At 75.8% G+C, this 24,128-nt stretch carries 20 protein-coding genes; 10 read left to right on the top strand and 10 right to left on the bottom strand.

Annotated features, from left to right (window positions below; genetic code table 11):
* The first annotated feature begins 5 nt into the window (after positions 1–5).
* Genes ADEH_RS05510 through ADEH_RS05495 form a run of 4 tightly spaced genes read left to right on the top strand, consistent with a single transcriptional unit; the run spans position 6 to position 4,459 of the window.
* Positions 6–1,421: a BamA/TamA family outer membrane protein gene (locus tag ADEH_RS05510; protein ID WP_011420131.1), complete on the top strand. Its 1,416-nt coding sequence runs from the start codon at positions 6–8 to the stop codon at positions 1,419–1,421.
* Positions 1,418–2,110, top strand: coding sequence for a hypothetical protein (locus ADEH_RS05505; RefSeq protein ID WP_011420130.1), 693 nt, complete (start codon positions 1,418–1,420; stop codon positions 2,108–2,110). Before ADEH_RS05510 ends, ADEH_RS05505 begins: the two co-directional genes overlap by 4 nt.
* Complete coding sequence (locus tag ADEH_RS05500; RefSeq protein ID WP_041453342.1) at positions 2,107–3,684, top strand: sensor histidine kinase; 1,578 nt, start codon at positions 2,107–2,109, stop codon at positions 3,682–3,684. The genes ADEH_RS05505 and ADEH_RS05500 overlap by 4 nt, the downstream gene beginning before the upstream one ends.
* A gap of 10 nt (positions 3,685–3,694) precedes the next feature.
* Complete coding sequence (locus ADEH_RS05495; RefSeq protein ID WP_011420128.1) at positions 3,695–4,459, top strand: SDR family NAD(P)-dependent oxidoreductase; 765 nt, start codon at positions 3,695–3,697, stop codon at positions 4,457–4,459.
* 73 nt (positions 4,460–4,532) lie between these two features.
* Here ADEH_RS05495 and ADEH_RS05490 read toward each other — a convergent pair whose 3' ends face one another.
* Complete coding sequence (locus tag ADEH_RS05490) at positions 4,533–5,435, bottom strand: RNA polymerase factor sigma-32 (protein ID WP_011420127.1); 903 nt, start codon at positions 5,433–5,435, stop codon at positions 4,533–4,535.
* Positions 5,436–5,808: 373 nt separating this feature from the next.
* On the opposite strand from ADEH_RS05490, the gene ADEH_RS05485 reads away from it, so the two are divergent.
* Positions 5,809–6,633, top strand: coding sequence for a metal-dependent hydrolase (locus tag ADEH_RS05485; protein ID WP_011420126.1), 825 nt, complete (start codon positions 5,809–5,811; stop codon positions 6,631–6,633).
* A gap of 127 nt (positions 6,634–6,760) precedes the next feature.
* Here the strand turns inward: ADEH_RS05485 and ADEH_RS05480 are convergent, their stop codons facing one another.
* The 8 genes from ADEH_RS05480 to ADEH_RS05445 form a co-directional block, all read right to left on the bottom strand.
* The gene (locus ADEH_RS05480) at positions 6,761–8,572 is read right to left on the bottom strand and encodes an ABC transporter ATP-binding protein (protein ID WP_011420125.1); all 1,812 of its coding nucleotides are present in this window, start codon (positions 8,570–8,572) and stop codon (positions 6,761–6,763) included.
* An 84-nt stretch (positions 8,573–8,656) separates the two neighbouring features.
* A complete protein-coding gene (locus ADEH_RS05475; RefSeq protein WP_011420124.1) occupies positions 8,657–9,736 on the bottom strand; it encodes an AI-2E family transporter in 1,080 nt (359 codons plus the stop codon).
* Positions 9,733–10,818, bottom strand: a complete 1,086-nt coding sequence (locus ADEH_RS05470; protein ID WP_011420123.1) for a CgeB family protein — start codon at positions 10,816–10,818, stop codon at positions 9,733–9,735. The genes ADEH_RS05475 and ADEH_RS05470 overlap by 4 nt, the downstream gene beginning before the upstream one ends.
* A complete protein-coding gene (locus ADEH_RS05465; protein ID WP_011420122.1) occupies positions 10,815–11,948 on the bottom strand; it encodes a glycosyltransferase in 1,134 nt (377 codons plus the stop codon). The genes ADEH_RS05470 and ADEH_RS05465 overlap by 4 nt, the downstream gene beginning before the upstream one ends.
* 6 nt (positions 11,949–11,954) lie before the next feature.
* Positions 11,955–12,968 (bottom strand): Gfo/Idh/MocA family protein, encoded by a 1,014-nt coding sequence (locus ADEH_RS05460; RefSeq protein ID WP_011420121.1) that lies wholly within the window; start codon positions 12,966–12,968, stop codon positions 11,955–11,957.
* Positions 12,965–13,924 carry an MDR/zinc-dependent alcohol dehydrogenase-like family protein gene (locus ADEH_RS05455; protein ID WP_011420120.1) on the bottom strand — a complete coding sequence of 320 codons (960 nt, stop codon included), beginning with the start codon at positions 13,922–13,924 and terminating at the stop codon, positions 12,965–12,967. The genes ADEH_RS05460 and ADEH_RS05455 overlap by 4 nt, the downstream gene beginning before the upstream one ends.
* Complete coding sequence (locus ADEH_RS05450; protein WP_011420119.1) at positions 13,925–14,983, bottom strand: SDR family NAD(P)-dependent oxidoreductase; 1,059 nt, start codon at positions 14,981–14,983, stop codon at positions 13,925–13,927. It lies immediately after the preceding gene.
* Positions 14,980–16,098 carry an NAD-dependent epimerase/dehydratase family protein gene (locus ADEH_RS05445; RefSeq protein WP_011420118.1) on the bottom strand — a complete coding sequence of 373 codons (1,119 nt, stop codon included), beginning with the start codon at positions 16,096–16,098 and terminating at the stop codon, positions 14,980–14,982. The genes ADEH_RS05450 and ADEH_RS05445 overlap by 4 nt, the downstream gene beginning before the upstream one ends.
* Positions 16,099–16,336: 238 nt before the next feature.
* Here ADEH_RS05445 and ADEH_RS05440 point away from each other — a divergent pair, with 238 nt between their 5' ends.
* The 5 genes from ADEH_RS05440 (at position 16,337) to ADEH_RS05420 (ending at position 23,682) form a co-directional block, all read left to right on the top strand.
* Positions 16,337–17,464 (top strand): CgeB family protein, encoded by a 1,128-nt coding sequence (locus tag ADEH_RS05440; RefSeq protein WP_011420117.1) that lies wholly within the window; start codon positions 16,337–16,339, stop codon positions 17,462–17,464.
* Positions 17,461–18,609 (top strand): CgeB family protein, encoded by a 1,149-nt coding sequence (locus ADEH_RS05435; RefSeq protein WP_011420116.1) that lies wholly within the window; start codon positions 17,461–17,463, stop codon positions 18,607–18,609. The genes ADEH_RS05440 and ADEH_RS05435 overlap by 4 nt, the downstream gene beginning before the upstream one ends.
* Positions 18,610–18,625: 16 nt before the next feature.
* Positions 18,626–19,939 carry a UDP-glucose dehydrogenase family protein gene (locus ADEH_RS05430; RefSeq protein ID WP_011420115.1) on the top strand — a complete coding sequence of 438 codons (1,314 nt, stop codon included), beginning with the start codon at positions 18,626–18,628 and terminating at the stop codon, positions 19,937–19,939.
* Positions 19,940–20,027: 88 nt separating this feature from the next.
* Positions 20,028–22,166 carry a glycogen debranching protein GlgX gene (glgX, locus tag ADEH_RS05425; protein ID WP_011420114.1) on the top strand — a complete coding sequence of 713 codons (2,139 nt, stop codon included), beginning with the start codon at positions 20,028–20,030 and terminating at the stop codon, positions 22,164–22,166.
* 70 nt (positions 22,167–22,236) lie between these two features.
* On the top strand, positions 22,237–23,682 hold the full coding sequence (locus ADEH_RS05420) for a sigma-54-dependent transcriptional regulator (RefSeq protein WP_011420113.1): 1,446 nt from the start codon (positions 22,237–22,239) through the stop codon (positions 23,680–23,682).
* A gap of 6 nt (positions 23,683–23,688) precedes the next feature.
* Here ADEH_RS05420 and ADEH_RS05415 read toward each other — a convergent pair whose 3' ends face one another.
* The gene (locus ADEH_RS05415) at positions 23,689–24,117 is read right to left on the bottom strand and encodes a hypothetical protein (RefSeq protein WP_232287436.1); all 429 of its coding nucleotides are present in this window, start codon (positions 24,115–24,117) and stop codon (positions 23,689–23,691) included.
* Between the last annotated feature and the right edge of the window lie 11 nt (positions 24,118–24,128).

Raw genomic sequence — 24,128 nt, 5'->3', positions numbered from 1 at the left:
GCCCGATGCCCGCGCTCCCCACGCTCTGCGCGCTCGCGCTGCTGGCCGCCGCCCCCGGCCCCGCGCCGGCGCAAGCCCCTGCCCCGGCGCCGGGAGCCGGCCCCGAGGCGGGCGCCGACGCCGGCCCGCTCGGCCGCCGCTACCACCTGGAGCGCATCGAGCTGCGCGGCCTGACGCACACGCGCGAGGCCGAGGTGCGGCGCCACCTGCTGGTGGCGCCGGGGGACGTGCTCGACACCGAGCGGGTGCTCCTGTCGCGCCTGCGGCTCCTGCAGCTCGGCTGGTTCTCGCGGGTGGAGACGCGCGTCGAGCGCGGCTCGGAGCGCGGCCTGGTGGTGCTCGTCATCGAGGTGACCGAGCGCAACACGCTCGTCGTGAGCGACCTCGTGTTCGGCTCGACCGGCCCGCAGCCGTTCTACGGCGGCCTCGGCCTGTCGCAGCAGAACTTCCTCGGCCGCGGCATGGGGCTCTCCGGCGCGTTCGTGTACGGCGGGTCGCCGTCGGGCCGGTCCGACGACCCGTCCCGCTTCGCGCTCCGCGGCGGCTTCTTCGCGCCCGACCTCACGCCCCGGCGGCTGCCGCCGCTCGTGTTCGGCGTGTCCGGCCAGTTCCTGCGCGGCGAGGAGCTGACCTGCGACGACCCCGACTGCGAGGCGTACCGCTCCGGCTACGGGCGCGCCCCGCGCATCCGCTACCAGCGGGCGGCCGGCGAGGTGACGCTCGGGATGCGCCCCGGCCCGTTCGAGCGGCTGCTCGCGACCTACCGCTACGAGCGCCTGCACGCGAGCGCCATCGACGACTCGCCCGCGCTGGCGGCGGCGCGAGGGCCGGGCCCCGCCATCCTGTACGGCTGGTCCGACCTCTCCGCGCTCACCGGCACCTACGAGATCGACACGCGCGACGACTTCTTCTTCCCCACCGACGGCTTCCGCGGCGTGGCGCAGGTCACGTTCGGCTCCGCGCTGCTCGGCGGCGACTACGAGTACAGCCGGTACCTGCTGCAGCTCGAGACCGCCTACGCGCTCCTCGGGCGCAGGCTCCGGCTCCAGCTCGCGGCCGGCGCGGCGCAGGGCTCGGCGCCGTTCTTCGAGCGCTTCTACGCGGCGGACTGGTCGTACTTCACGGTGGGGCCGGCGCTCGGGCGGGCGCTCGAGCTGAACTTCTCCACCGACTCGCGCTACGACGCGGTCCTGGGCATGGCGGGGCTGGAGTACGCCGTGCCGCTCTGGTCGCGGGGCGGCTTCTTCCACCGCGGCTACGTCGCGATCGGCGCGCGCGGGGTGTGGTCGGCGGCGCGCCCCGGCGGCGGCCGCACCTCGGTGTCCGACCTGCCCTTCTCGGCGGACGTGGCGCTCCGCCTCGACACGCCGGTGGGCACCTTCAACGCCTCGCTGGGCTACGCGCTGGACAACTTCCTGTGATCCCCCTCGCGCCCCCGCGCGGCGCGCGCCGCGCCGTGCTCGCCGGCCTGGCGCTCGCCGCCCTCGCGCTCGCGGCCCCGCCGGCCCGCGCCGCGCCCGCGCCGCTGCCCGCGCGCCTGTGGGTCCGCGGCGGGCACCTCCAGGCCACCCTGGACCTCTCGGCGGTGTTCCCCGCGGCGCTCGAGAAGCAGCTCGGCAACGGCCTCACGAACCTGGTCGCCATCTACGTCACCGTGGCGCGCGAGGAGGGCGGCCCGCCCGCGGCGCTCTACGGCGAGGTCGTCGAGATCCTGTTCGACGTCTGGGACGAGACCTACGCGGTGACGGTGAAGGACTGGCGCACGCCCGCGGGCGCCCGGCGCGTGCTGCCCGACTACGCGGCGCTGCGGCGCCTGCTGTCCGACGCGCGCGAGGTGGACCTGGGCGCCGTCGGCGCGCTGCCGCCGGGGCCGCTGGTGGTGGAGGCGCGGGTGGAGGTGAACCCGGTGTCGAAGGAGCAGCTCCAGCGGACGCGCGAGTACATCGCGAACCCCACCGCCGGCGCCCGCGCGGGCGGCGGCGGGGGCGGCGGCTCGCGCAGCGTGCTCGGGGCGGTGGCGAGCTTCCTGCTCCGCGACCCGGACCCGGGCACCGACGTGCACCTCCTCCGCTCGGCGCCGTTCACGCTGACCCAGGTGGGCGCCCGATGAAGCCCGCCCGCCCCGCCCGCGCGCCCGCGGCAGCGGCCGCGCCCGGCCGGCTCCGCCGGCTGCTCGGCCACCTGCGCATGTCGCGCTTCGAGGCGCGGATCACGCTCGCGCTCGTGATCGCGGCCAGCCTCCCGCCGCTCGGCGCCATCCTGCTCGCCGGCCGGCTCGCCCAGGAGAACCTGACCCTCGGGCTCGATCCGCGGGTGGTGGACCGCCTGGAGTCGATCCCGTCGCTCTACGGCGACCTGTTCCAGGCGCGCAAGGCGCTCTACGCCGAGCAGGCGCGCGCGCTCGCCCGCGGGCTCCCGCGCGATCCCGCCGCCGGCTCCGCCTACCTGGCGAGCGCCCTGGAGCGGACCCCGCGCCTCCGGCGCGTGATCTGGTCCGGCCCCGACGGCCAGGTGGTGAGCGAGGCCGAGACGCAGGCCCCGAACCCCGAGGGCGAGTGGCGCGAGGCGCCGGCGCGGGTGGGCCTGCCCGGCGGTGGCCAGCTCGAGTGCGTGTTCGCCATCGAGGCCCGCTACTTCGCCGAGGTGGCGGAGTCCCGCGAGCTGGCGGAGCTGGTGCAGAACGTGGAGCGGCTGCAGGCGGAGATCCGGCGCAGCTACGTGCGCGCGTTCGGGCTGCTGCTGGTGGCGTGGGCGGTGGTGGCCGCCGGGGTGGGCTTCTGGCTGGCCCGCCGGACCACGCGGCGCGTCTCCGACCTGGTGCGCGCGGTCCGGCGGCTCGCGTCGGGCGACCTCTCGGTGCAGGTGGACCCGGGCCGCCACGCCGACGAGGTGGCCGGGCTGGCGCGCGCGTTCAACGCGATGGTCCGCGAGGTGCGCGAGAGCCGCGACCGCATCGTGTACCTGGAGAAGATCTCCGGCTGGCAGGAGGTGGCGCGCCGGCTGGCCCACGAGATCAAGAACCCGCTCACCCCCATGCAGCTCGCCTTCCAGCAGCTCGAGGCGCGCTGGAAGGCCACGCCCGGCGGCGACGCGGCGTTCGGGAGGCTGCTCGCGGACGCGGGCGAGATCGTGCGCGAGGAGATCGGCACGCTGCAGCGCCTGGTGGAGGAGTTCTCCGGCTTCGCCAAGCTGCCGCAGGTGAAGCCGGAGCCGTCCGACCTGGGCGAGTTCGTGGAGGAGTTCGTGCGCACCAGCCCGCAGGTCACCGAGGCGGCGGACGTGGACGTGGTCCGCGCCAGCCCCAGCTGCCCGGTGGGCCTCGACCGCGCGCTCATGCGCCGCGTGCTCGCGAACCTGTGCGCGAACGCGATCGAGGCGGCGCGGCCCGGGCGCGCCCGCATCCACCTCGGGGTGGCGCGCACCCGCGACCGGGCCGTGCTGACGGTGGCGGACGAGGGGCCGGGGATCGAGCGCGACCTGCGCGAGCGGATCTTCGACCCCTACTTCACCACCAAGGGCACCGGGACGGGCCTCGGGCTCGCCATCGTGAAGAAGATCGTCCTGCAGCACGGCGGGGAGATCCAGGCCGGGGAGCGGCCCGGGGGCGGCGCGTCCTTCACGGTCGCGCTGCCGCTCGCCGCGGCCGGCGAATCCGCGGGCGCCGGCGGGCCGGCGCGCGGTTAGAATCCGCGCCATGCCCTACGACCTGACCGACCGCCTCGCCCTCGTCACCGGCGCGACCTCCGGCATCGGCGCGGCGTGCGTGGACGCGCTCGTCGGCGCCGGCGCGCGCGTCGTCGCCGCCGCCCGCCGCGCCGACCGCCTCGACGCGCTCGCCTCGCGCCACCCCGGCCGCGTCCACCCGCTGGTGCTCGACGTGCGCGACCGCGCCGCGGTGGAGGCGAGCCTCGCCACCCTGCCCGCCGCCTGGAGCGCGGTGGAGGTGCTGGTGAACAACGCCGGGCTCGCGCTGGGCCTCGAGCCGGCGCAGCGCGCCTCGGTGGACGAGTGGCAGACGATGATCGACACGAACTGCACCGGCCTGGTGGTGGTCACGCGGGCGCTGCTGCCGGGCATGGTCGAGCGCGGGCGCGGCCACGTGGTCAACGTCGCCTCGGTGGCCGGCACGTACCCGTACCCCGGCGGCAACGTCTACGGCGCCACCAAGGCGTTCGTGCGGCAGTTCACGCTCAACCTCAAGGCCGACCTGATCGGCACCGGCGTGCGCGCGACCTCCGTCGAGCCGGGCATGGTCGAGACCGAGTTCTCGCTGGTGCGCTTCTCCGGCGACGCCGGCAAGGCGAAGCAGGTGTACCACGGCATGCAGCCGCTCGGCCCCGAGGACGTCGCCGACGCGATCCTCTGGTGCGTGAGCCGGCCGCCGCACGTGAACGTGAACGCGCTCGAGCTCATGCCCGAGCGGCAGGCGTTCTCGCCGTTCGCGGTGAAGCGGGGCTAGCGGCTCCCCGGGAGCCGCCGCCCGCCGCACGGAGCGCTCCGCGGGGCGGGCGCCCAGCCCCGTCGGAACGTCCTCACTCCGCGCCGCCCGCCTCCGCGCCGCTCACCGGCCAGCCGATCTCGTCGGCCACCGGCTCGAGGTCCCGGCGCAGCTTCTCGAGCGCCCGGATCTCGAGCTGGCGGGCGCGCTCGCGCGAGAAGCCGAAGTGGTGGCCGAGGTCGCGCAGCGTCTCCTTGCCCTCGCCCATGATCCGCGCCTCGACGATGTGCCGCTCGCGCGGGTCGAGCCGCCCCATGGCCTCGGACACCCGGCGGGCGAGCAGCGCGTCCTCCTCGGCGCGCGCCAGCTCCTCGTCCTGCGGCTCGCCGTCGGCCGGCGTGAACTCGAGGTGCGTGCTGGTCCCGTCGGCGACCGGGGCGTCGAGCGAGAGGTCGCGGCCCTCCATGCGCTGGGTCATCTCGACCACGTCGCTCGGCCGCACGCGGAGCTTCTTCGCGACGAGCGCGACGTCGATGCCCTCCTCGGCCAGGCCGGCGCCGGGGGTGAGCCGCTCGATCTCGTGCCGGGTGCGGGCCAGCGAGAAGAAGAGCTTACGCTGCGCCTGCGTCGTGCCGATCTTCACGAGCGACCAGGACTTCAGGATGTGGTTCTGGATGTAGGCGCGGATCCACCACACCGCGTAGGAGATGAGCCGGATCTCCTTGTCCGGATCGAACTTCTGCACCGCCTTCATCAGGCCGATGTTGCCCTCCTGGATGAGGTCGGCCATGCGCAGCCCGTAGGACCGGTACTCGAACGCGACCTTCACCACGAAGCGGAGGTTCGCCTCGACCAGCCGGTGGCCGGCGCGGGTGTTCCCCTCGTCGCGGAACTGGCGGGCGAGCCGCCGCTCCTCTTCCACCGTGAGGAGCGCGACGCGGTTGATCTCGCGGAGGTACTGGTCGAGGGTGCTGCTCGAGGTGCTCGGTCGGTTCATCTCTCCTCCAGGGTGGGAAAGGCTCGTGGCCCGGTCCCGCCCCAGCAACCTCCGTGCCCGCCCCGGGATCGCCGCCGATCGCGCGCCAGCGAGCGGCGCCGATACCGCGATCCCCGGCCGTGCCTGTAACTTCGTCGCGCGGGATCCGGTAAGCGCGACAGGTGCGCCGGCTCGGGGGCTCCCCCCGCGCGCGGCGTGACGGGCGGCCCGTGGACGGCGGGCCGCGCTCGCGCTCGCCCGGTGCGGCGCCGCCCAGGGGCATTCACGCACGGTGACGCCTACATCCCCGAACGAGTCCGCCCCGCTGCCCTCCGGGGCGCTAGAAGACCGCTTCGTCCGCGCCCGCCCCGGGCGCGATCGAAAGGAGACCCGGATGTCGTCCGCCTCACGCTCCCTCGCGCGCCTCGCCGCGCTCGCCCTCGCGGCGCTCGCCGCCGCGCCCCTCGCCGCCTCCGCCCAGCCGAAGGCCGCGCGCGGCAAGACCGAGGTCACCTGGTACGGCCACGCCGCGTTCGTGGTGACCACGCCCGGCGGCACCGTGCTCGCCATCGACCCGTGGCTCTCGAACCCCAAGGCGCCCGAGCCGGGCCTCGCCGGGAAGCTGCCGAAGGTGGACTACATCCTCGTCAGCCACGGCCACTTCGATCACGTGGGCGACGCCATCGCGATCGCGAAGCGCACCGGGGCGAAGCTCATCACCAACTTCGACCTGGGGAGCTCGCTCGTCGCGGCCGGCTACCCGAAGGACCAGGCCGGGATGGACACGCTCGGGAACATGGGCGGCACGATCCAGGCCGGCGACGCCGCGGTCACCATGGTCACCGCGGTCCACAGCTCTGGCTTCACCGACGAGAAGGGCACCGGGCACCCGGGCGGAAACCCGATGGGCTTCGTCATCCAGGTGAAGGGCGGCCCGACGATCTACCACACGGGCGACACCGACCTGACGCAGGACATGAAGCAGCTCCCGGAGCGCTTCGGGCGCGTGGACGTCATGCTGACCTGCATCGGCGGCCACTTCACCATGGACCCGAAGGCCGCCGCGATCGCCGTGGGCTACGTGCACCCCCGCACCGTGGTGCCGATGCACTTCGGCACGTTCCCGGCGATCGCGGGCACGCCGGACGAGCTGCGGGCGGCGCTGAAGGGCAAGGCCGAGGTGCGGGTGCTCGAGCCGGGCAAGCCGGTGGGCTTCTAGCGCGGCGCGGGGCGCGCCCGCGGGGACCTCGCGCGCGCCCGCGAAGGCGGGCGCGCGAGGTCACGGGACCCGCGCAGCGGGGTGGGGCCCCACGGAGCTGCGCTCCGTGGGGCGGGGCGCAGCCCCGTCATGCAGCGAGCGGGAACATCCCGCGGGTCTGCTTCTCCACCAGGCTGGCGTAGTGGCCGCCGCGGGCCATCAGCTCGGCGTGGCGGCCCTGCTCCACGATCCGCCCCTCGCGCAGCACCACGATCCGGTCCGCGTCCACCACGGTCGAGAGCCGGTGCGCGATGATGAGCGTGGTGCGCCGGCGCGACACGCGCGCGAGCGCCTCGGACACGAGCGCCTCCGACTCGGCGTCGAGCGCCGAGGTGGGCTCGTCCAGGATCAGGATGGCGGGCGCCTTGAGCAGCGTGCGCGCGATGGAGATGCGCTGGCGCTCGCCCACCGAGAGGCGGCTGCCGCGCTCGCCGACCACGGTGTCGTAGCCCTCCGGCAGGCGCACGATGAAGTCGTGCGCGTTCGCGGCGCGCGCCGCCGCCTCGATCTCGGCGCGGGTGGCGCCGGGCCGGCCGTAGGCGATGTTCGCGAGGATCGACTCGTTGAACAGCAGCGAGTCCTGGAACACCACGCCGATCTGGCGGCGGAGCGCCACCTGCTTCAGCTTGCGGACGTCGATGCCGTCCACCCGCACCACGCCTTCGGTCGGATCGTAGAAGCGCTGCACCAGCGAGACCAGGGTGGACTTGCCCGAGCCGGACGGACCGACGATGGCCACGCGCTCGCCCTCGCGCACGTGCAGGTCCACGCCGTCGAGGAGCGGCGGGCCGCCGCCCGGGTAGGAGAAGCGCACGTGGTCCCAGCGCACGTCGCCGCGCAGGCGCACCACCTCGCGCGCGTCGGGCGCGTCGCCGAGCAGGTCCTGCGCGTCGAGGATGCCGTAGACCTCCTCGACCGAGACCTGCGCCGTCCGCAGCGTCTTGTACACGCCGGCGAGCCCCAGCACCGGGCCGAACAGGCCGCCCACGTAGCCGAGGAACGCCACCAGCGTGCCCGCGGTCATGTGGCCCCGCAGCACCAGCGTCCCGCCGAGCGCCAGCGCCGCCACGCGCGCCGCGATCTGCACCAGGTTCTGCGCCGCGCCGACGCCCGCGTCCACGCCCACGCCGCGGATCACCACCTCGTTCGCGGAGTTCACCTCGTCGAGGAAGCGGCGCTTCTCCGCCTCCTCCATGGTGAAGCTCTTCACGGTGACGATGCCGGAGAGCACCTCGTTGAAGCGCGAGTAGATGTGCACCCAGCGCTCGAGCAGGCCGCGCTCGCGCCGCGTCTGCATGGGCGCCGCCAGCCGCGCGATGAGCGCGGGCAGCGGGGCGAAGGCGAGCACCAGCAGCGCCAGGCGCCACTCGAGGCGGAGCATCACCGCCACCGAGAGGACGAGGTACGCCGCGGCCGGCACCACGTTGAAGGCGATGTCGGAGAGCGCGCCCACCAGCCCCTGGATCGACCGGTCCAGCCGGGTCATGAGCGCGCCGACGCCCTCGGCGCGGTGGAACGTGAGCGGCAGGCGGTGGAGCCGCCCCACGGTCGCCTCGGTGAGCCGGTACTGGATGCCGATGCGCGTCCGCCAGGTGAGCCAGTTCGAGGTGGCGGTGAACGCCTCGCGCAGCAGGCCCAGCACCACCAGCGAGATCACGCCCTCGGCCAGGGGCCGGCCGCCCTGCCCGAGCGCGAGCGAATCGAAGATGCGCTTCAGCGCCAGCGGCTCGGCCGCGTTCACGCCCGCGAGCGTCAGCGCGACGAGCAGGATGCCCGCGATGGGCAGGCGGAAGGGGACGAGGAACTCGGCGGCGCGCAGGAGCCCGCGCCTGCGGTCCCGGGCGCGGCCGGCGGCGCGCGCGGGAGCGGCGGCGGGGACTGCGGCGGCGGTCGTGGTCACGCCTCCCGGAACCCGTCGCCGGCCGGGGGTCTTCCCGCCGGGGCGCCCCGCCGCGAGCCCGCCGCCGGCCGCCCGGGCGGCCGCTCACTCGGCGAGGAGGCTCGCGACCACGCGGTAGCGCGGCAGGTGGCGGCAGACGATCCGGACGGTGGAGAGCAGCGGGACCGCGAGGAACAGGCCGACCGGGCCCCAGAGCCAGAACCAGAACAGCGAGCCGAGGAACACCACCAGCGGCGAGAGCCGGAGCTGCTTCCCGAGGAACAGCGGGTCCACCACGTTCCCCTGCACGTTCACCAGGACGAGGTAGATCGCGGTCACCAGCGCGACGTCCTTCGCGGTGCCGTACTGCAGCAGCGCCATGGCGGCGGGCAGGAACAGGCCCAGCGCCGGCCCGACGTAGGGGATGAAGTGCAGGAGCGCGGTGGTGATCCCCCAGATCGCCGCGTGCTCGAGCCCGTACAGCGCGTACACGGCCCAGGTCACCACCCCCAGCGCCGCGTTCAGCGCCACGCGGTTCAGCATGTACTGCTCGACGTCGCGGTGGAGCTCCTCCAGCGCGGCGAGCACGCGCGCGCGGCCGCGCGGCCGGCGGTCGGCCCAGGCGAGCAGCTTCGTGCGGAAGCGCGGGCCCTCCGCCAGCGTGAAGTAGAGGACGAACACCACCACCGTGGCCTGGCCGGCGAACGTCAGCGCGCCCTGCGCGGTGCCGACGAGCAGCGAGCCCCAGGGCACGCCCTCCTGCACCTTCACCTCGCCCGGGCGGCGCGGCGCCTGGACGAGCTGCTCCGACTGCGCCTGGAGGTGCGCCGCGTGCCGCCGGATCCCGGCCGCCGCCTCGCGCAGGCGCCCCTCGTAGCCGGGCAGCTCGTCGGCGAACGCGGCGATGCGGCCCCAGAGCACGTACCCGATCCCCACCAGCACGGCCACCGCGAGGAGCGTCCCGGCCACCGAGGCGACCGTCCGCGACACGCGGCGCCGCTGCAGGGCCGCGACCACCGGGTGGACGGAGAGCGCCAGCGTGACGCCGAGCGCGGTGGGCACGAGCAGGTCCCGCGCCAGCCAGAGGAAGCCGAAGCCCGCGCCGATCGCGAGCAGCGTCAGCGCGCGCGCCGTGGCCCGCGCCTCGTGCCCGCCCGCGGGGGACCGCGGCGCGGGGGCGCTCACCCCAGCCCCGCGGCGATCGCGAGCAGCGCGTCCACCCGGTGCGCGCAGGTGTGGCGCGCGCGGATGGTCTCGAGCCCGCTCGCGGCGAGCTCGCGCGCCAGCCCGGGCTCCGACAGCACCGCGCGCAGGTGGCGCGCCATCTCGGCGCCGTCGCGCGCGACCAGGAAGTCCACCCCGGGGCGGAACAGCCGCTCGGCGTCCTGCCACGGCGCGCTCACCAGCGGGACGCCGCAGGCGAGCGCCTCGAACGGCCGGATGGTGGGGATGCCCGGCAGCGCCTCGGCGTAGGGACGCCGCGGCACGTGCACGGTGACGCGGTGGCGCGCGAGCACCTCGGGGGCGCGGTGGTTGGGCAGGTAGCCGCGGTACGCGATCCCGGCGGCGGCGAGCGCGCGCAGGCCGGCCTCCGGGTAGCGCACGCCGTGCACGGTGGCGGAGAGGCCGAGCGCCCGCACCGGCCCGAGCAGGAACTCGGCCAGCTCGGCGGTGCGCTCCTCGTCGCCCCAGTTCCCCACGAACACCAGATCGCCCTCGGGCGCCTCGGGGCGGGGGTGGAAGCGGCGGACGTCGGCCGCCTCGTGCCAGGTGAAGGCGCGCCCTTCGAAGCCGCGCGCGCGCCAGATCCCGGCCAGCACCTCCCCGAACGCGAGCACGCCGTCGTAGCGGGAGAGGTCGAAGCGGGCCAGCTCGCCGGGCGCGGTCACGGCGCGGTGGTGCGTGTCGTGGAACAGGAGGCGGAGCGACGGGCGGCGGGCGCGCTCGGCGCCGACGCGCGCCACCACCTCGGGGTCGTTCCACTCGTGCACCAGCGCCAGGTCCACGCCGTCCAGCGCCTCGGCCGCGTCGAGCGCGCCGGCCACGTAGGTGCGGACCGGGATCTCCGGGTACGCCTCGCGCCAGGCGTCGAGCGCCGCCGCGCCGTGATCGCGCACCAGGTTCTCCGCGCTCCAGGCGCCGAGCGCCTCCCACGCCGTGACCGCGTGGCCGCGGTGGACGAGCTCCGAGGCGACGCCGCGCAGGAAGTGGGCGTTGCCGTGGTTCCAGTCGGAGCGGAGCGAGTGGACGAAGAGCGCGATCTTCACGGCCGGGCTCCGGCGCGGGCGAGGAGCCCGCGGTAGAGGTCGAGGTACGCGTCCGCCATCGGGCCGGGCCCGAGCCGGAGCGCGCGCGCCCGGGCGCGGACGGCGAGCGCCTCGCGCCGCCCCGGGTCACCGCAGAGCCTGCGCAGGGCCGCGGCGAGCGCCGCGTCGTCGCGGGGCGGGACCCACTCGGCGCAGCCGTCCCAGGTCTCGCGCAGGCTCTCGAGGTCGGAGAGCACCAGCGCGCACCCGGCCAGCGCCGCCTCCAGCACCGCCAGGCCGAACGGCTCGTAGCGGGCGGGGTGCGCGAACACCGCCGCGCGCGCGAGCCAGGCGGCGAGGTCCGCCTCCTCCAGCCGCCCCAGCAGGTGGGCCGGCCCGGGCGGCAGCGCGCGCGGGGCCGGATCGGCCACGCCGGGCGCGACCGGCGCATCGTGCAGCCCGTGCGCCCCGGGCGCCCGCGCCTCGCCCGCGATCGCCACCGGCCACGGCAGCTCGGGCGCGACGCGCGCCAGCGCCGCCGCGCCCTTCGCCTCGTCCCAGAGCCGGCCCGCGCCCATCACCAGCGGCGCCTTCTCGCCCGGCGGGAAGCGCGCCGGGTCGCGGCCGTTCGGGACCACCGCCGGCGGCGCCAGCGGGCCGTGGTGGCGCACCAGCGCGCGCGCCATCGCGGCGCTGGCGGCGGCGACCGCGTCGGCGGCGGCGAGGCCCTCGCGCACCGCGCGGCGGTAGCGATCCCACGAGGGCGGCGGCGGCGCGCCCCGGACCGCCTCGTACCAGGAGACCACGCACGAGTGACCCACCACCAGGCGCGGCGCGCGGAACGGGAGCCGGCCGTGCGCGAACGCCCCGAGGTGCACCACGTCCGGGCGCTCGCGCCGCTCGATCCCGAGCAGCCACTCGCCGGCGCGGGCCACGTCGTCCCAGGGCTCGTCCATCCACTCGAGCCGGAAGCCGGCCTCCTCGTGCACCAGCCCCGGGACGGCGCGCAGCCGCCGGCGCGCGCCCTCCGGCACCGGGCCGCCCTCGGTGGCGAGCACCACCGCGACGCCGCGGGCCGCCAGGGCCGCCGCGAGCTCGAGCGCGTAGGTGAGGACGCCCCCCACCGCGTCGGCGTGCAGGAGGACCTTCACGCTGGGTCACGCCTCGTAGATCCGGTCCAGGGTGGCCTGGACGTCGAGGATCGACTCGACCGCCGGATCGTAGCGGCCGCCGGCGGCGAGCGCGCGCGCCCAGGCCACCGCGGCCCGCCCGCCCCACGCGTCGGGCGGGGCGGCCAGCAGCTCGCGGCGCGTCCCGTGGAAGCGCTCCACCAGGAAGTCGTAGAACGACCCGTGGACGTTGCGGAGCGCCGCGCCGCCCCGGGTGCCGTAGAACGCGGCCTCGATGGCGCAGTCCTGGCCGGCGGAGAGGCGCCACGAGCAGGAGAGCTGGACGGCGGTGCCGTTCCCCAGCTCGAGCTGGGCGGCGGCGTAGTCCTCCACCAGCCCGCTCTCGCGCCCGCGCAGCCGCTTCCCGCCCGAGCGCAGCGTCGCGCTCACCGTGTCCACCCCGGGCCCGCCGAGCGTCCAGAGCGCCAGGTCCACCAGGTGGATGCCGAGGTCCACCAGGCACCCGCCGCCGGAGAGGCGCGCGTCGTAGAACCAGGCCTTGTCCGGCCCGTACGCGTTGTGGAACGAGAGGTGCGCCGCGTACACCTCGCCGAGCGCGCCCTCCACGACCAGCGCGCGCACCCGGTCCATGCCCGCCACGTGCCGGTAGGAGAGGTCCACGCCCAGCAGCCGGTCGGCGGCGCGCGCCGCCTCCACCACCCGCCGCGCCTCCGGCGCGGTGCGCGCGAGCGGCTTCTGGCAGAACACGGCCACCCCGCGCCGCAGCGCCCGCACGGCCTGCTCGGCGTGCAGGGCCGACGGCGTGGCGATCACCACCCCGTCCACGCCCAGCTCGAGCAGCGCGTCGAGGTCGGGCACCACCAGGCAGCCGTCCAGCGCCGAGGCGGCCTCGCGGGCCGCGGCGGCGCTCGGGTCGGCGAGCGCGGCGGCGGTGGCCGCGCCGGACTCGAGGATGGCGCGCAGGCGGTGCCGGCCGATCCAGCCGACGCCGAGGAAGCCGAGCCGCGGGCGCGCCGGGCCGGCCGATGGGTATGCGATCATGGGGTGACGAGGGCCTTCACGAAGCCGTCCGGCCGCTCCTCCATCGCCTGGAAGGCGTCGGCGAGCCGGTCGAGCGGAAAGCTCCGGTAGAGCGGCCCGGGATCGAGCCGCCCCTCCGCCACCAGCCGCGCCGCCGCGAGGACCCCCTCCCGCTGCACCGCGAGATCGCGCTCGTGGGCGTTCACGACGTCGATCCCGCGCCAGTTCCACGACTGCATGTCCACGGTCCGCGGGCCGTCCTGGTGGTAGCCCGCGATGGCGAGCCGCCCGCCCTCGGCCACGAGCCGCGAGGCGAGGTCCAGCGCCTCCTGCGAGCCGATCGCCTCGACCACCACCCCGCACATCCGCCCGCCGGTGAGGTCCCGGACGCGCGCCTCGGCGGCGCCGGGGTCGCCGGTCGGGATGGCCTCGTCGGCGCCGAGCCGCCGCGCCAGCGCGAGCGAGGTCTCGCGCCGCGAGAGCGCCAGGACCCGCGCGCCCGCCAGCGCGGCCAGCCGCAGCACCATCAGCCCGAGGAACCCCGCGCCCACCACCGCCACCGTGTCGCCCTGCCCGACGGCGGCGCGGCGGAACACGTTCACCGCGCAGCCGAGCGCCTCGCCCGGGAACGGGCCGGCCAGGCCGTCCGGGATGGGCAGGACCCGGTCCACCGCCGCGAGGTCGTAGTCCGCGAACGCGGCCCCGGAGAGCAGCGCCACCCGCTGCCCCTCCACCAGCCCGTCCACCCCCGCGCCCAGCCGCTCCACCACGCCCCACCCCTCGTGCCCCGGCACGCCCGGCGCGAACGGGTAGGTGAACCAGGCCCGCCCCTGCCACGGCGCCAGGTTGGAGCCGCACACGCCGCAGCCGTGCAGGCGCACCAGCACCTGGCCCGGCCCGGGCCGGGGCCGCTCCACCTCGGCGAGCTCGATCCGCCGCGGGCCCGCCAGCACCGCGGCGCGCATGTGCGCGGCCATCTAGGTCGCCGCCTCCTCGAGCGCGGCCGGGCGCTGCGGCCGCGCCGCCGCCGCGAGCCACGCGTGCAGCCGCCCCACGCCCTCCCGGACGCCGGTGCGCGGCGCCCAGCCGGCCAGGGCCGCGAAGGCGGAGGGATCGGACACGTACCAGCGCTGGTCCGCGAGGCGCCACGGCTCGAGCGTCACCCGGGGGCGCACGCCCTCCAGCGCCTCGACGAGCTCGAGCAGCTCGAGCAGGCTCACCGTGTTCTCCGGCCCGCCGCCCAGGTTGAAGGCGCGCCCGGCCACCTCGCGCGGGCGCTCGCGCGCCGCCAGGAAGGCGTCGAGCAGGTCCTCCACGAACAGGATGTCGCGCACCTGCTTGCCGTCGCCGTAGAGCGTGATGGGCCGCCGGGCCATGGCCTGGATGAGGAAGTGCGCCACCCAGCCCTGGTCCTCGGTGCCGAACTGGTGCGGCCCGTAGATGCAGCTCATCCGGAACACGGTGGCGGGGACGCCGTAGGTGCGCGCCCAGTCGAGCACGTACTGCTCGGCGGCGCCCTTGGAGCAGCCGTACGGTGAGTGGAAGGCGAGGTTCCGCGCCTCGGAGATCCCGCGGTGCAGCCCCGGATCGACCGGAGCGTACCGCTGGCCGGCGTCCTCGAGGAGGACGTCCTCGAGCGCGCCGTAGACCTTGTTGGTGGACGTGAAGAGCACGAACGGCGGCGGGTCCTGGCGGCGCACCGCCTCCAGCACGTTGAGCGTGCCGCGCGCGTTCACCTCGAAGTCCTGGACCGGGTCCACGAGCGAGGTGGTCACCGCCACCTGCGCGGCCAGGTGGAACACCGCCGCGGCGCCCTCCACCGCCCGCGCCACCGCGCCGGGATCGCGCACGTCGCCCGCGATCACCTCGAGCCGATCGCCGTGCGTGGCGCGCAGCCAGGCCAGGTTCCGCTCCACCCCCGGCCGCGCCAGGCTGTCGAGGAGCCGCACCCGCGTCCCGGCCGAGAGCAGCCGGTGCGCGAGGTTCGCGCCGATGAACCCGGCCCCGCCCACCACCAGCACCCGCTCGGCGATCACAGCGACAGCCCCCGCGCGGCCAGCTCCGCGCTCGCCTCGCCCACCCGGTCGTGCGCGATCTGGCCCTCCAGCCACCCGGCCAGCTCCGCCAGCCCGTCGTCGAACGCCACCGCCGGCGCGTAGCCGAGCACCGCGCGCGCCTGCGAGATGTCCGCGAAGCAGTGGCGGATGTCGCCCACGCGGTAGCGCTGCGTCACCTCGGGCCGGAGCTCCTCGCGCCCCACCGCGACGGCCAGCCGCTCGGCGACCTCGAGGACCGTGAAGCTCCGGCCGCTGCCCACGTTCAGCACCTGCCCGGCCGCGCCCGGCACGGTCAGCGCCAGCCGGCAGGCCTCGGCGACGTCGCGCACCGAGACGAAGTCGCGGCGCTGCAGGCCGTCCTCGTTGACCAGCGGGGGGCGGCCGTTGAGGTAGCGCGCGGCGAAGATGGCGAGGACGCCGGTGTACGGGTTCGAGAGCGCCTGGCGCGTGCCGTACACGTTGAAGAAGCGCAGCGCGACGGTGGCGATGCCGTACGCCTCGCCCACCAGCAGGCACATCCGCTCCTGGTCGTACTTCGAGAGCGCGTAGATGGACGCGAGCGCCGGCGGCTTCGTCTCCGGGGTCGGCACCGGCTCGAGCGGCGCGCCGCCCTCCCCGGCCGGCTCCCAGCGGCGCGCCAGGAGCTGCGCCCGGGTCCGCTCGGCGGTGACCGGCCGGCCGCGCGCGTCGCGGTACAGGCCCTCGCCGTACAGGCTCATCGACGACGCCACCACCAGCCGCCCCACCGGGCGCTCGATGAGCGCCTGCAGCAGGGTGGCCGTCCCGAGGTCGTTCACGCCGACGTAGCGCTCCACCTCGTACATGCTCTGCCCGACGCCGACGGCGGCGGCGAGGTGCACCACCGCGTCCACCCCGCGCAGCGCGCGGCGCACCGCCTCCGGGTCGCGCACGTCGCCGACCTGGAGCTCGACCTCGCGGTCGAGGTAGGCGGGACGCGCCGCGTTCGGGCCATGCACTTGCGGTGAAAGGACGTCCAGCGCGCGCACCGCGTGGCCGTGCGCGAGCAGGTGATCGGCGAGGTGCGACCCGATGAAGCCGGCACCGCCGGTGATGAGGATCCTCCGTCCGTTCATGCGTTCGCCGTCCCTGGGCCCGCCCCCCGCTCCGTCCCCCGGGCGTGAAGGACGGCCCTCCTCGCGAAACGTGCGAACAGGTGCGTGGCCGGGCAACGTGCACGCCTCGCGGGGGAACGCTCCTCGGGCGTGCGGCGCAGCGCCGAGCGACGCCCGGCCGCGCGGCGCCGACTGCGGGCGGGGGATCGACAACCTACATTTCGTCGAGCGGATGGCCCGGAGGCCGCCCGTCACACCCATGCCCGAACGGCTTCGGATCGCCTTCTTCGCCTCGAGCCTGGTCTCCGCCTACTGGAACGGGGCGGCCACCTACTATCGTGGGCTCGCCCGCGCGCTCCACGCGCGGGGGCACGCGCTCACCTTCTACGAGCCCGACGCGTTCGAGCGGCAGCGGCACCGGGACATCGCGGACCCGCCGTACGCGCGCTCGGTGGTCTGGGATCCCGCCGATCCCGCCGCGCTGGAGCGCTGCCTCGAGGAGGCGGCCCGCGCCGACCTGGTGGTGAAGGCGAGCGGGGTGGGCGTGCACGACGCGCTCCTGGAGGCGCGGGTGGCGGGGCTGCGCCGGCCGGGCAACCGGGTGGCGTTCTGGGACGTGGACGCGCCCGCCACGCTGGCCCGCCTGGCCGGCGACCCGGCCGACCCGTTCCACGCGCTGGTGCCCCGCTACGACCTCGTGTTCACCTACGGTGGCGGCGACCCGGTGGTCCGCGCCTACGCGGCGCTCGGCGCCCGGCGCTGCGTCCCGGTCTACAACGCGCTCGACCCCGCGACGCACCACCCCGCACCGCCCGATCCGCGCTTCGAGGCCGACCTGGCGCTCCTCGCGAACCGGCTGCCCGATCGCGAGGCGCGGGTGGAGGAGTTCTTCCTGCGCCCCGCCGCCGCGCTGCCCGGGCGGCGCTTCCTGCTCGGCGGGGCGGGCTGGGAGGATCGCGCGGTGCCCCCGAACGTGCGGCGCGCCGGCCACGTCGGCACCGCCGACCACAACGCCTGGAACTCGACCGCGCTGGCGGTGCTGAACGTCTCGCGCGACAGCATGGCCGCGAACGGCTTCTCCCCCGCCACCCGCGTGTTCGAGGCGGCCGGCGCGGGCGCCTGCATCGTCACCGACGCCTGGGAGGGGATCGAGCGGTTCCTCGCGCCCGGCGAGGAGATCCTGGTGGCCCGCGACGGCGACGAGGTGGCCGCGCTCGTGGCGGGCCTGGACGCGGCGCGCGCCCGCGGCGTCGGCGCCGCCGCCCGCCGCCGGGTGCTCGCCGAGCACACCTACGCGCGCCGCGCCGAGGTGGTGGAGGCCGCGCTGGGGGTCCGCGGCGGCCGGCCCGCCCCGGAGCGCGCCCTCGCCCAGGGGTGGGCCGAATGACGGCCGGCGCGCTCGACGTGGTGTTCCTGGGGCTCTCCATCACGTCGTCGTGGGGCAACGGGCACGCCACCACCTACCGCGCGCTGTGCCGCGCCCTCGCCGCCGCCGGGCACCGGGTCACGTTCCTGGAGCGCGACGTGCCCTGGTACGCGGCGAACCGCGATCTCGCCGCCCCGGCGTTCTGCCGGCTGGAGCTGTACCGGTCGGTGGCCGAGCTGCGCGAGCGCCTGGGCGACACGATCCGGCGCGCGGACCTCGCGGTGGTCGGCTCCTACGTGCCCGACGGCGTGGAGGTCGGCGCGCTGGTGCAGGAGCTCGCGCGCGGGGTCACCGCGTTCTACGACATCGACACGCCGGTCACGGTGGCCCACCTCGCCCGCGGCGACTGCGAGTACCTCACCCCGGCGCTCGTGCCCGGCTTCGACCTGTACCTGTCCTTCACCGGCGGCCCCATGCTCGCGCGCATCGAGCGCGAGCTGGGCGCGCCCGCCGCCCGGGCGCTCTACTGCAGCGCCGACCCGGAGGTGCACCGCCCGGCCGCCGCGCCGGGCGCGGCGCCGCGATGGGACCTCGGCTACGTCGGCACCTACGGCGCCGACCGCCAGCCCGCCCTGGAGCGGCTGCTGATCGAGCCGGCGCGGCGCCGCCCGGGCCGGCGCTTCGTGGTGGCGGGCCCGCAGTACCCGCCCGGCCTCGAGTGGCCCGCCAACGTCCGGCGCGTCGAGCACCTCGCGCCCGGCGAGCACGCCGCGTTCTACGCCGCGCAGCGCTTCACGCTGAACGTCACCCGCGCCGACATGGTCCGCGCCGGCTGGTCGCCGTCGGTGCGGCTGTTCGAGGCGGCGGCGTGCGCGACGCCGATCGTGTCCGACCCGTGGCCGGGGATCGAGACCGTGTTCGCGCCGGGGCGGGAGCTCCTGCTGGCGCGCTCGACGGACGAGGCGCTCGCGATCCTGGAGCGGCTGCCGGAGGACGAGCGCCGGGCGGTGGGGGCGCGGGCGCGGCGGCGCGTCCTCGCCGAGCACACCGCGGCGCACCGGGCCGAGGCGCTCGCCGCCCACGTGCGCGAGGCGCGCGAGCGCGCGGCGCGGCGCCGGGCGCCGGCGCGGCGGCGCGAGCGGGTGGCCCAGGAGGATCCGGGCTAGCGGCGGAGGGGGATGGATGCGGATCGCGGTGGTGGGCGCGGGGTACGTGGGGCTGGTCACCGGGACGTGCCTGGCCGAGTCCGGCAACGACGTCAGCTGCGTGGACACCGACGCCGGGAAGATCGAGCGGCTCCAGCGCGGCGAGGTGCCGATCTACGAGCCGGGGCTGGAGGAGCTGGTCCGGCGCAACCTGCGCGAGGGGCGGCTCCGCTTCGGCACCGACCTGGCGCAGGCGGCCGGGCGCGCCAAGGTGGTGTTCCTCGCGGTCGGCACGCCCGGGGGCGAGGACGGCGACGCCGAGCTCCGCCACGTGATGGAGGCCGCCGAGGAGGTGGCGCGCGCGGTGAAGCACTACACGGTGGTCGCGACGAAGAGCACGGTGCCGGTCGGCACCGCCGGGCGCATCCAGGAGATCATGGCCCGCCGCGCCCGCTTCGAGGTGGACGTGGTCTCCAACCCCGAGTTCCTGAAGGAGGGGGCGGCGCTCGAGGACTTCCAGCGGCCGGACCGCGTGGTGGTGGGCGCGAGCAGCGACCGGGCCCGGCGGATCATGCGCGAGCTGTACGCGCCGTTCGTGCGGACCGAGCGGCCCATCCTGTTCATGGAGCCGCGCTCGGCCGAGATGGTGAAGTACGCGGCGAACGCGATGCTCGCGACCCGCATCTCGTTCATGAACGACATCGCGCTGCTCTGCGAGAAGGTGGGCGCCGACGCGGAGCAGGTCCGGCGCGGCGTGGGCGCGGACACGCGCATCGGCTACCCGTTCCTGTTCCCGGGGATCGGGTACGGCGGCTCCTGCTTCCCCAAGGACGTGAAGGCGCTGCTCGCCACCGGCCGCCGCCACGGCGTGGACCTCGACCTGCTCCGCGCGGTGGAGAAGACGAACGAGCGGCAGAAGCGCCACCTGCTCGCGCGCGCGGTGCGCCACTTCGGCGAACTCGCCGGCAAGGTGTTCGGCGTGTGGGGCCTCGCGTTCAAGCCGCGCACCGACGACATGCGCGAGGCGCCCTCGGTCGAGGTCATCGAGGGGCTGCTGGGCAAGGGCGCGCGGGTGCAGGCGTACGACCCGGTGGCCATGGACCGCGCCCGGCGGCGCTTCGCCGACCGGGTGAGGTTCGCGCCCGGGCCGTACGAGGCGCTGGAGGGGGCCGACGCGCTGTTCGTCGTCACCGAGTGGAGCGAGTTCCGCAACCCGGACTTCGAGCGCATGAAGGCGCTGCTCCGCGCGCCCGTGGTGTTCGACGGGCGCAACGTGTTCGACCCCGAGGAGATGCGCGAACAGGGGTTCAGCTACTTCTGCATCGGGCGGGCGCCGGCCGCGGCGCGCTGAAGCACGGCCCCACCCGGACCCTTCGCCGTCCTGGCGGGCGTGCCCCCGGGGCCCCATCTTGCGGTGAGGCCGCCACGGAGGCCCCCCCATGAACGGCGATCGCACCTGGCCTGGCCGACCCTACCCGCTGGGCGCGCTGTTCGACGGCGAGGGCACCAACTTCGCGGTCTACGCGCGCCACGCCGACGCGGTCGAGCTGTGCCTGTTCGATCCCGCCGATCCGTCGCGCGAGCTGCGGCGCCTGCGCCTCGGCGCCCGCACCGGCCACGTCTGGCACGCCTACCTGCCCGGCCTCGCCGCCGGGACGCCCTACGGCTACCGGGCGCACGGACCGTACGAGCCGGAGGCGGGGCATCGCTACAACCCGGCCAAGCTCCTGGTGGACCCGTACGCGCGCGAGCTGACCGGCCAGGCCGACCTGCGCGGCCCGGTGTTCGGCTACCGGCGCGGCGCGCCGGACGAGGACCTCACCCCGGATCCCGAGGACTCCGCGCCGTGGGTGCCGCGCGCGGTGGTGGTGGGCAACCACTACGACTGGGAGGGCGATCGGCCCCTGCGCACGCCGCTGCACCGCTCGGTCCTGTACGAGCTGCACGTCCGCGGCTTCACCATGCGTCACCCGGAGGTCCCGCCGGAGCTGCGCGGCACCTACGCCGGGCTCGCCTCCCCGCCCGCCCTCGAGCACCTCGCGCGCCTGGGCGTCACCGCCGTCGAGCTGCTGCCGGTGCACGCGTTCGTGGACGACGCGTTCCTGCTCCAGCGCGGGCTGCGCAACTACTGGGGCTACTCGACGCTCGCCTACCTCGCCCCGGAGCCGCGCTACGCCGCGCGCCGCGGCCCCGGCGAGCAGGTGAACGAGTTCCGCGGCATGGTGAAGGCGCTGCACCGCGCCGGCCTCGAGGTGATCCTCGACGTGGTCTACAACCACACCTGCGAGGGCAACCACCTCGGCCCGACGCTCTCGCTGAAGGGGCTCGACAACCGGACCTACTACCGGCTCGCCGGCGAGTCGCCGCGGTACTACGCGGACTACACCGGCACCGGCAACTCGCTCGACGTCACGCAGCCGCAGACGCTGGCGCTGGTGATGGACTCGCTGCGCTACTGGGTCACCGAGATGCACGTGGACGGCTTCCGCTTCGACCTGGCCGTCACGCTGGCGCGCGACCCGGAGACGTTCGACGAGGCCTCGCGGTTCCTGGCGGCGGTGCACCAGGACCCGGTGCTGCGGCAGGTGAAGCTCGTCGCGGAGCCCTGGGACGTCGGCCCGGACGGCTACAAGGTCGGGGCGTTCCCGGTCATCTGGTCGGAGTGGAACGGGAAGTACCGCGACGTGGCGCGCCGCTTCTGGAAGGGCGACGAGGACCAGCAGGCGGAGATGGGCTACCGGCTCACCGGCTCGGCCGATCTGTACGAGCCCGCCGGGCGGAAGATCTACGCCAGCGTGAACTTCGTCACCGCGCACGACGGGTTCACCCTGCGCGACCTCGTCTCCTACGACCGCAAGCACAACGAGGCGAACGGCGAGGAGAACCGCGACGGGACCGACGAGAACCACTCCTGGAACTGCGGCGCGGAGGGGGAGACCGACGACCCGGCGGTGCTGGCCCTGCGCGACCGCCAGCAGCGGAACCTCATGGCCACGCTGCTCGTGTCGCAGGGGGTCCCGATGATCGCCGCCGGCGACGAGATGGGGAAGACGCAGCACGGGAACAACAACGCCTACTGCCACGACGACGAGCTGTCCTGGCTGGACTGGGACCTCGACGAGCGGCGCCGCGCGCTGCTCGCGTTCACCCGGCGCATGATCCGCCTGCGCCTGTCGCAGCCGGTGCTGCAGCGGCGCGGCTTCTTCCGCGGCGCGCAGCTCTGGGACTCCTCGGTGAAGGACCTGGCCTGGTTCCGGCCCGACGGCACCGAGATGAACGAGGCGGACTGGGCCGAGCCGTTCGCGCGGTCGGTCGCGTTCCTGCTGGGCGGCGACGCCATCGCCGGCCCCGACGAGCAAGGGGAGCGGATCGTGGGCGACACGCTGCTCGTGCTGCTGAACGCGCACCACGAGCCGGTCCGCTACGTGCTCCCGGCGGTCGAGTGGGGCCGGCGGTGGCTGGTCCTGGAGGACACCTGCACCGAGCCGGACGGCCGGCACGGGCCGGTGGAGGCGCGCGGCGCGGTCCAGGTGGAGGCGCGCTCGCTCGTGATCCTGGCCCGGCCCGCCGAGGTGTGACGCCTGCCCACCGCGCCGGGCGCCGACGGCGCGGGCGTCGCGGCCCGAGGTCGCCTATGATCGCGCGCGCATGGACCCGACCAAGGCGAGCATCCTGGTGGTGGACGACGAGCGGAACATCCGGCGCACGCTGCGGATGGTGCTCGAGGCCGAGGGCTACGCGGTGCTGGAGGCCGAGAGCGCCGAGCAGGGGCTGGAGGTGCTCCAGTCCGAGCCGGTGGACCTGGGCGTCTTCGACATCCGCCTCCCCGGCATGGACGGCCTGGCCCTGCTCTCCCGCGCCCGCGAGCTGTGGCGCGACCTGCCGGTCATCATGATCTCCGGCCACGCCGACACGAGCGACGTCGTGGACGCCGTGAAGCGCGGGGCCACCGACTTCTTCTCGAAGCCGGTGGACCGCGACCGGGTCCTCGTGTCGGTGCGCAACGCGCTCTCGCGCCGGGACCTCGAGGGCAAGGTGCAGGCGCTGTCCGCGCGCGAGCGCCGCTTCTCCGACGACATGCTGGGCGAGAGCCCGGCCATGCGGAAGCTGCGGGACGACATCGGCAAGGTGGCGCCCACCAGCGGCCGCGTGCTGGTCCTGGGCGAGTCCGGCACCGGCAAGGAGCTGGTGGCGGCCGAGGTGCACCGTCAGTCGAGGCGCGCCGACGGGCCGTTCGTGAAGGTGAACTGCGCGGCCATCCCGTCCGAGCTCATCGAGTCGGAGCTGTTCGGGCACGAGAAGGGCAGCTTCTCCGGCGCCGCGGCGCGCCGGCGCGGCCAGTTCGAGGTGGCGCACGGCGGGACGCTGTTCCTCGACGAGATCGGCGACATGGGGCTGTCCGCCCAGGCCAAGGTGCTCCGCGCGCTGCAGACCGGCGAGGTGGTCCGGGTCGGCAGCGAGAAGGCGTTCACGGTGGACGTCCGGATCATCGCCGCGACGAACAAGGACCTGGAGGAGGAGGTGCGGAACGGCACGTTCCGCGAGGACCTGTTCTTCCGGCTCAACGTCGTGCCGCTCACCGTGCCGCCGCTCCGCGACCGGCTCGACGACGTGCCGGTGCTCGCCGAGCGCTTCTTCCAGCTCGCCACGCGCGAGAACGGCCTGCGCCCGAAGCCGGTGGACCCCGTGGTCTACGACCGGCTGAAGCAGCACCGCTGGCCCGGCAACGTCCGCGAGCTCCGGAACGTGTGCGAGCGGATGGTGATCATGAGCGGCGAGCGCATCACCTCCGCCGACGTGCCGGAGACGGTCGGGCCGCGCGCCGCGCCGCCCCCGCCCCCCGGCTCCGCCGACCTGTCGCGCTACGGCGAGGTGCCGCTGAAGGAGCTCCGGGACCTGGTCGAGCGCGACTACATCCTGGCGCGCCTCGAGGAGCACGACTGGAACATCACCCAGGCCGCCCAGGCGCTCGGCGTCGAGCGCACCAACCTGCACAAGAAGATCAAGCAGCACGGGCTCTCCCGCGCCGGCCGCGCGCCGCCGCGGGAGGAGGCCGAGGCCGACGAGGCGGGCGAGGGCGACGCGGAGGGGTGACGAGCGCTACTGGAGCCGGTCCGCCGGCTTCTCCGCCCGCTTCTCGGACAGGCAGCGCCGCAGCGCCGCGTCCTCGGTCCACCCGCAGGCCCCGTCCGCCTGGCGCTCGCAGCGGGCCGCGACGTAGCAGGCGAACTCCGGCTTCATGATGCACGGCGAGACGAGGTCCTCGGCGGCGCACAGCTCGCCGGCGCAGCCGGTCCGCCGGCACGCGCCGGCCGGCGCCGGGGCGTGCGCCTGCGGGGGCGGCGCCGAGGTGGCCGCGCCGGCCTCGCCGGGTCCGGGCCGGGCGGCGGGTCCGGGCGCGCCCGCGTCGCCCGCCCCTGCCGCCGCCGGCGGCGCGGCGGCCGGCGGCGGCGCCGGGGCCGGTGAGCCGTCGGTGCAGCAGGCGGCGAGGAGCGCCAGGGGGACGGCCGCGAGCAGGAGGGTGCGCATCCGCGGAAGGT

The organism is Anaeromyxobacter dehalogenans 2CP-C (assembly GCF_000013385.1).
Taxonomy (GTDB): domain Bacteria; phylum Myxococcota; class Myxococcia; order Myxococcales; family Anaeromyxobacteraceae; genus Anaeromyxobacter; species Anaeromyxobacter dehalogenans_B.
This window is presented reverse-complemented; position numbering and strand designations above follow the sequence as displayed.

Bases quoted from the DNA above. Each gene is read 5' to 3' on its own strand.
- ADEH_RS05510 (WP_011420131.1), top strand. From the start codon at position 6: ATGCCCGCGCTCCCCACGCTCTGCGCGCTCGCGCTGCTGGCCGCCGCC.
- ADEH_RS05500 (WP_041453342.1), top strand. From the start codon at position 2,107: ATGAAGCCCGCCCGCCCCGCCCGCGCGCCCGCGGCAGCGGCCGCGCCC.
- ADEH_RS05495 (WP_011420128.1), top strand. From the start codon at position 3,695: ATGCCCTACGACCTGACCGACCGCCTCGCCCTCGTCACCGGCGCGACC.
- ADEH_RS05490 (WP_011420127.1), bottom strand. From the start codon at position 5,435: ATGAACCGACCGAGCACCTCGAGCAGCACCCTCGACCAGTACCTCCGC.
- ADEH_RS05485 (WP_011420126.1), top strand. From the start codon at position 5,809: ATGTCGTCCGCCTCACGCTCCCTCGCGCGCCTCGCCGCGCTCGCCCTC.
- ADEH_RS05460 (WP_011420121.1), bottom strand. From the start codon at position 12,968: ATGATCGCATACCCATCGGCCGGCCCGGCGCGCCCGCGGCTCGGCTTC.
- ADEH_RS05455 (WP_011420120.1), bottom strand. From the start codon at position 13,924: ATGGCCGCGCACATGCGCGCCGCGGTGCTGGCGGGCCCGCGGCGGATC.
- ADEH_RS05445 (WP_011420118.1), bottom strand. From the start codon at position 16,098: ATGAACGGACGGAGGATCCTCATCACCGGCGGTGCCGGCTTCATCGGG.
- ADEH_RS05440 (WP_011420117.1), top strand. From the start codon at position 16,337: ATGCCCGAACGGCTTCGGATCGCCTTCTTCGCCTCGAGCCTGGTCTCC.
- ADEH_RS05435 (WP_011420116.1), top strand. From the start codon at position 17,461: ATGACGGCCGGCGCGCTCGACGTGGTGTTCCTGGGGCTCTCCATCACG.
- ADEH_RS05430 (WP_011420115.1), top strand. From the start codon at position 18,626: ATGCGGATCGCGGTGGTGGGCGCGGGGTACGTGGGGCTGGTCACCGGG.
- glgX (WP_011420114.1), top strand. From the start codon at position 20,028: ATGAACGGCGATCGCACCTGGCCTGGCCGACCCTACCCGCTGGGCGCG.
- ADEH_RS05420 (WP_011420113.1), top strand. From the start codon at position 22,237: ATGGACCCGACCAAGGCGAGCATCCTGGTGGTGGACGACGAGCGGAAC.
- ADEH_RS05415 (WP_232287436.1), bottom strand. From the start codon at position 24,117: ATGCGCACCCTCCTGCTCGCGGCCGTCCCCCTGGCGCTCCTCGCCGCC.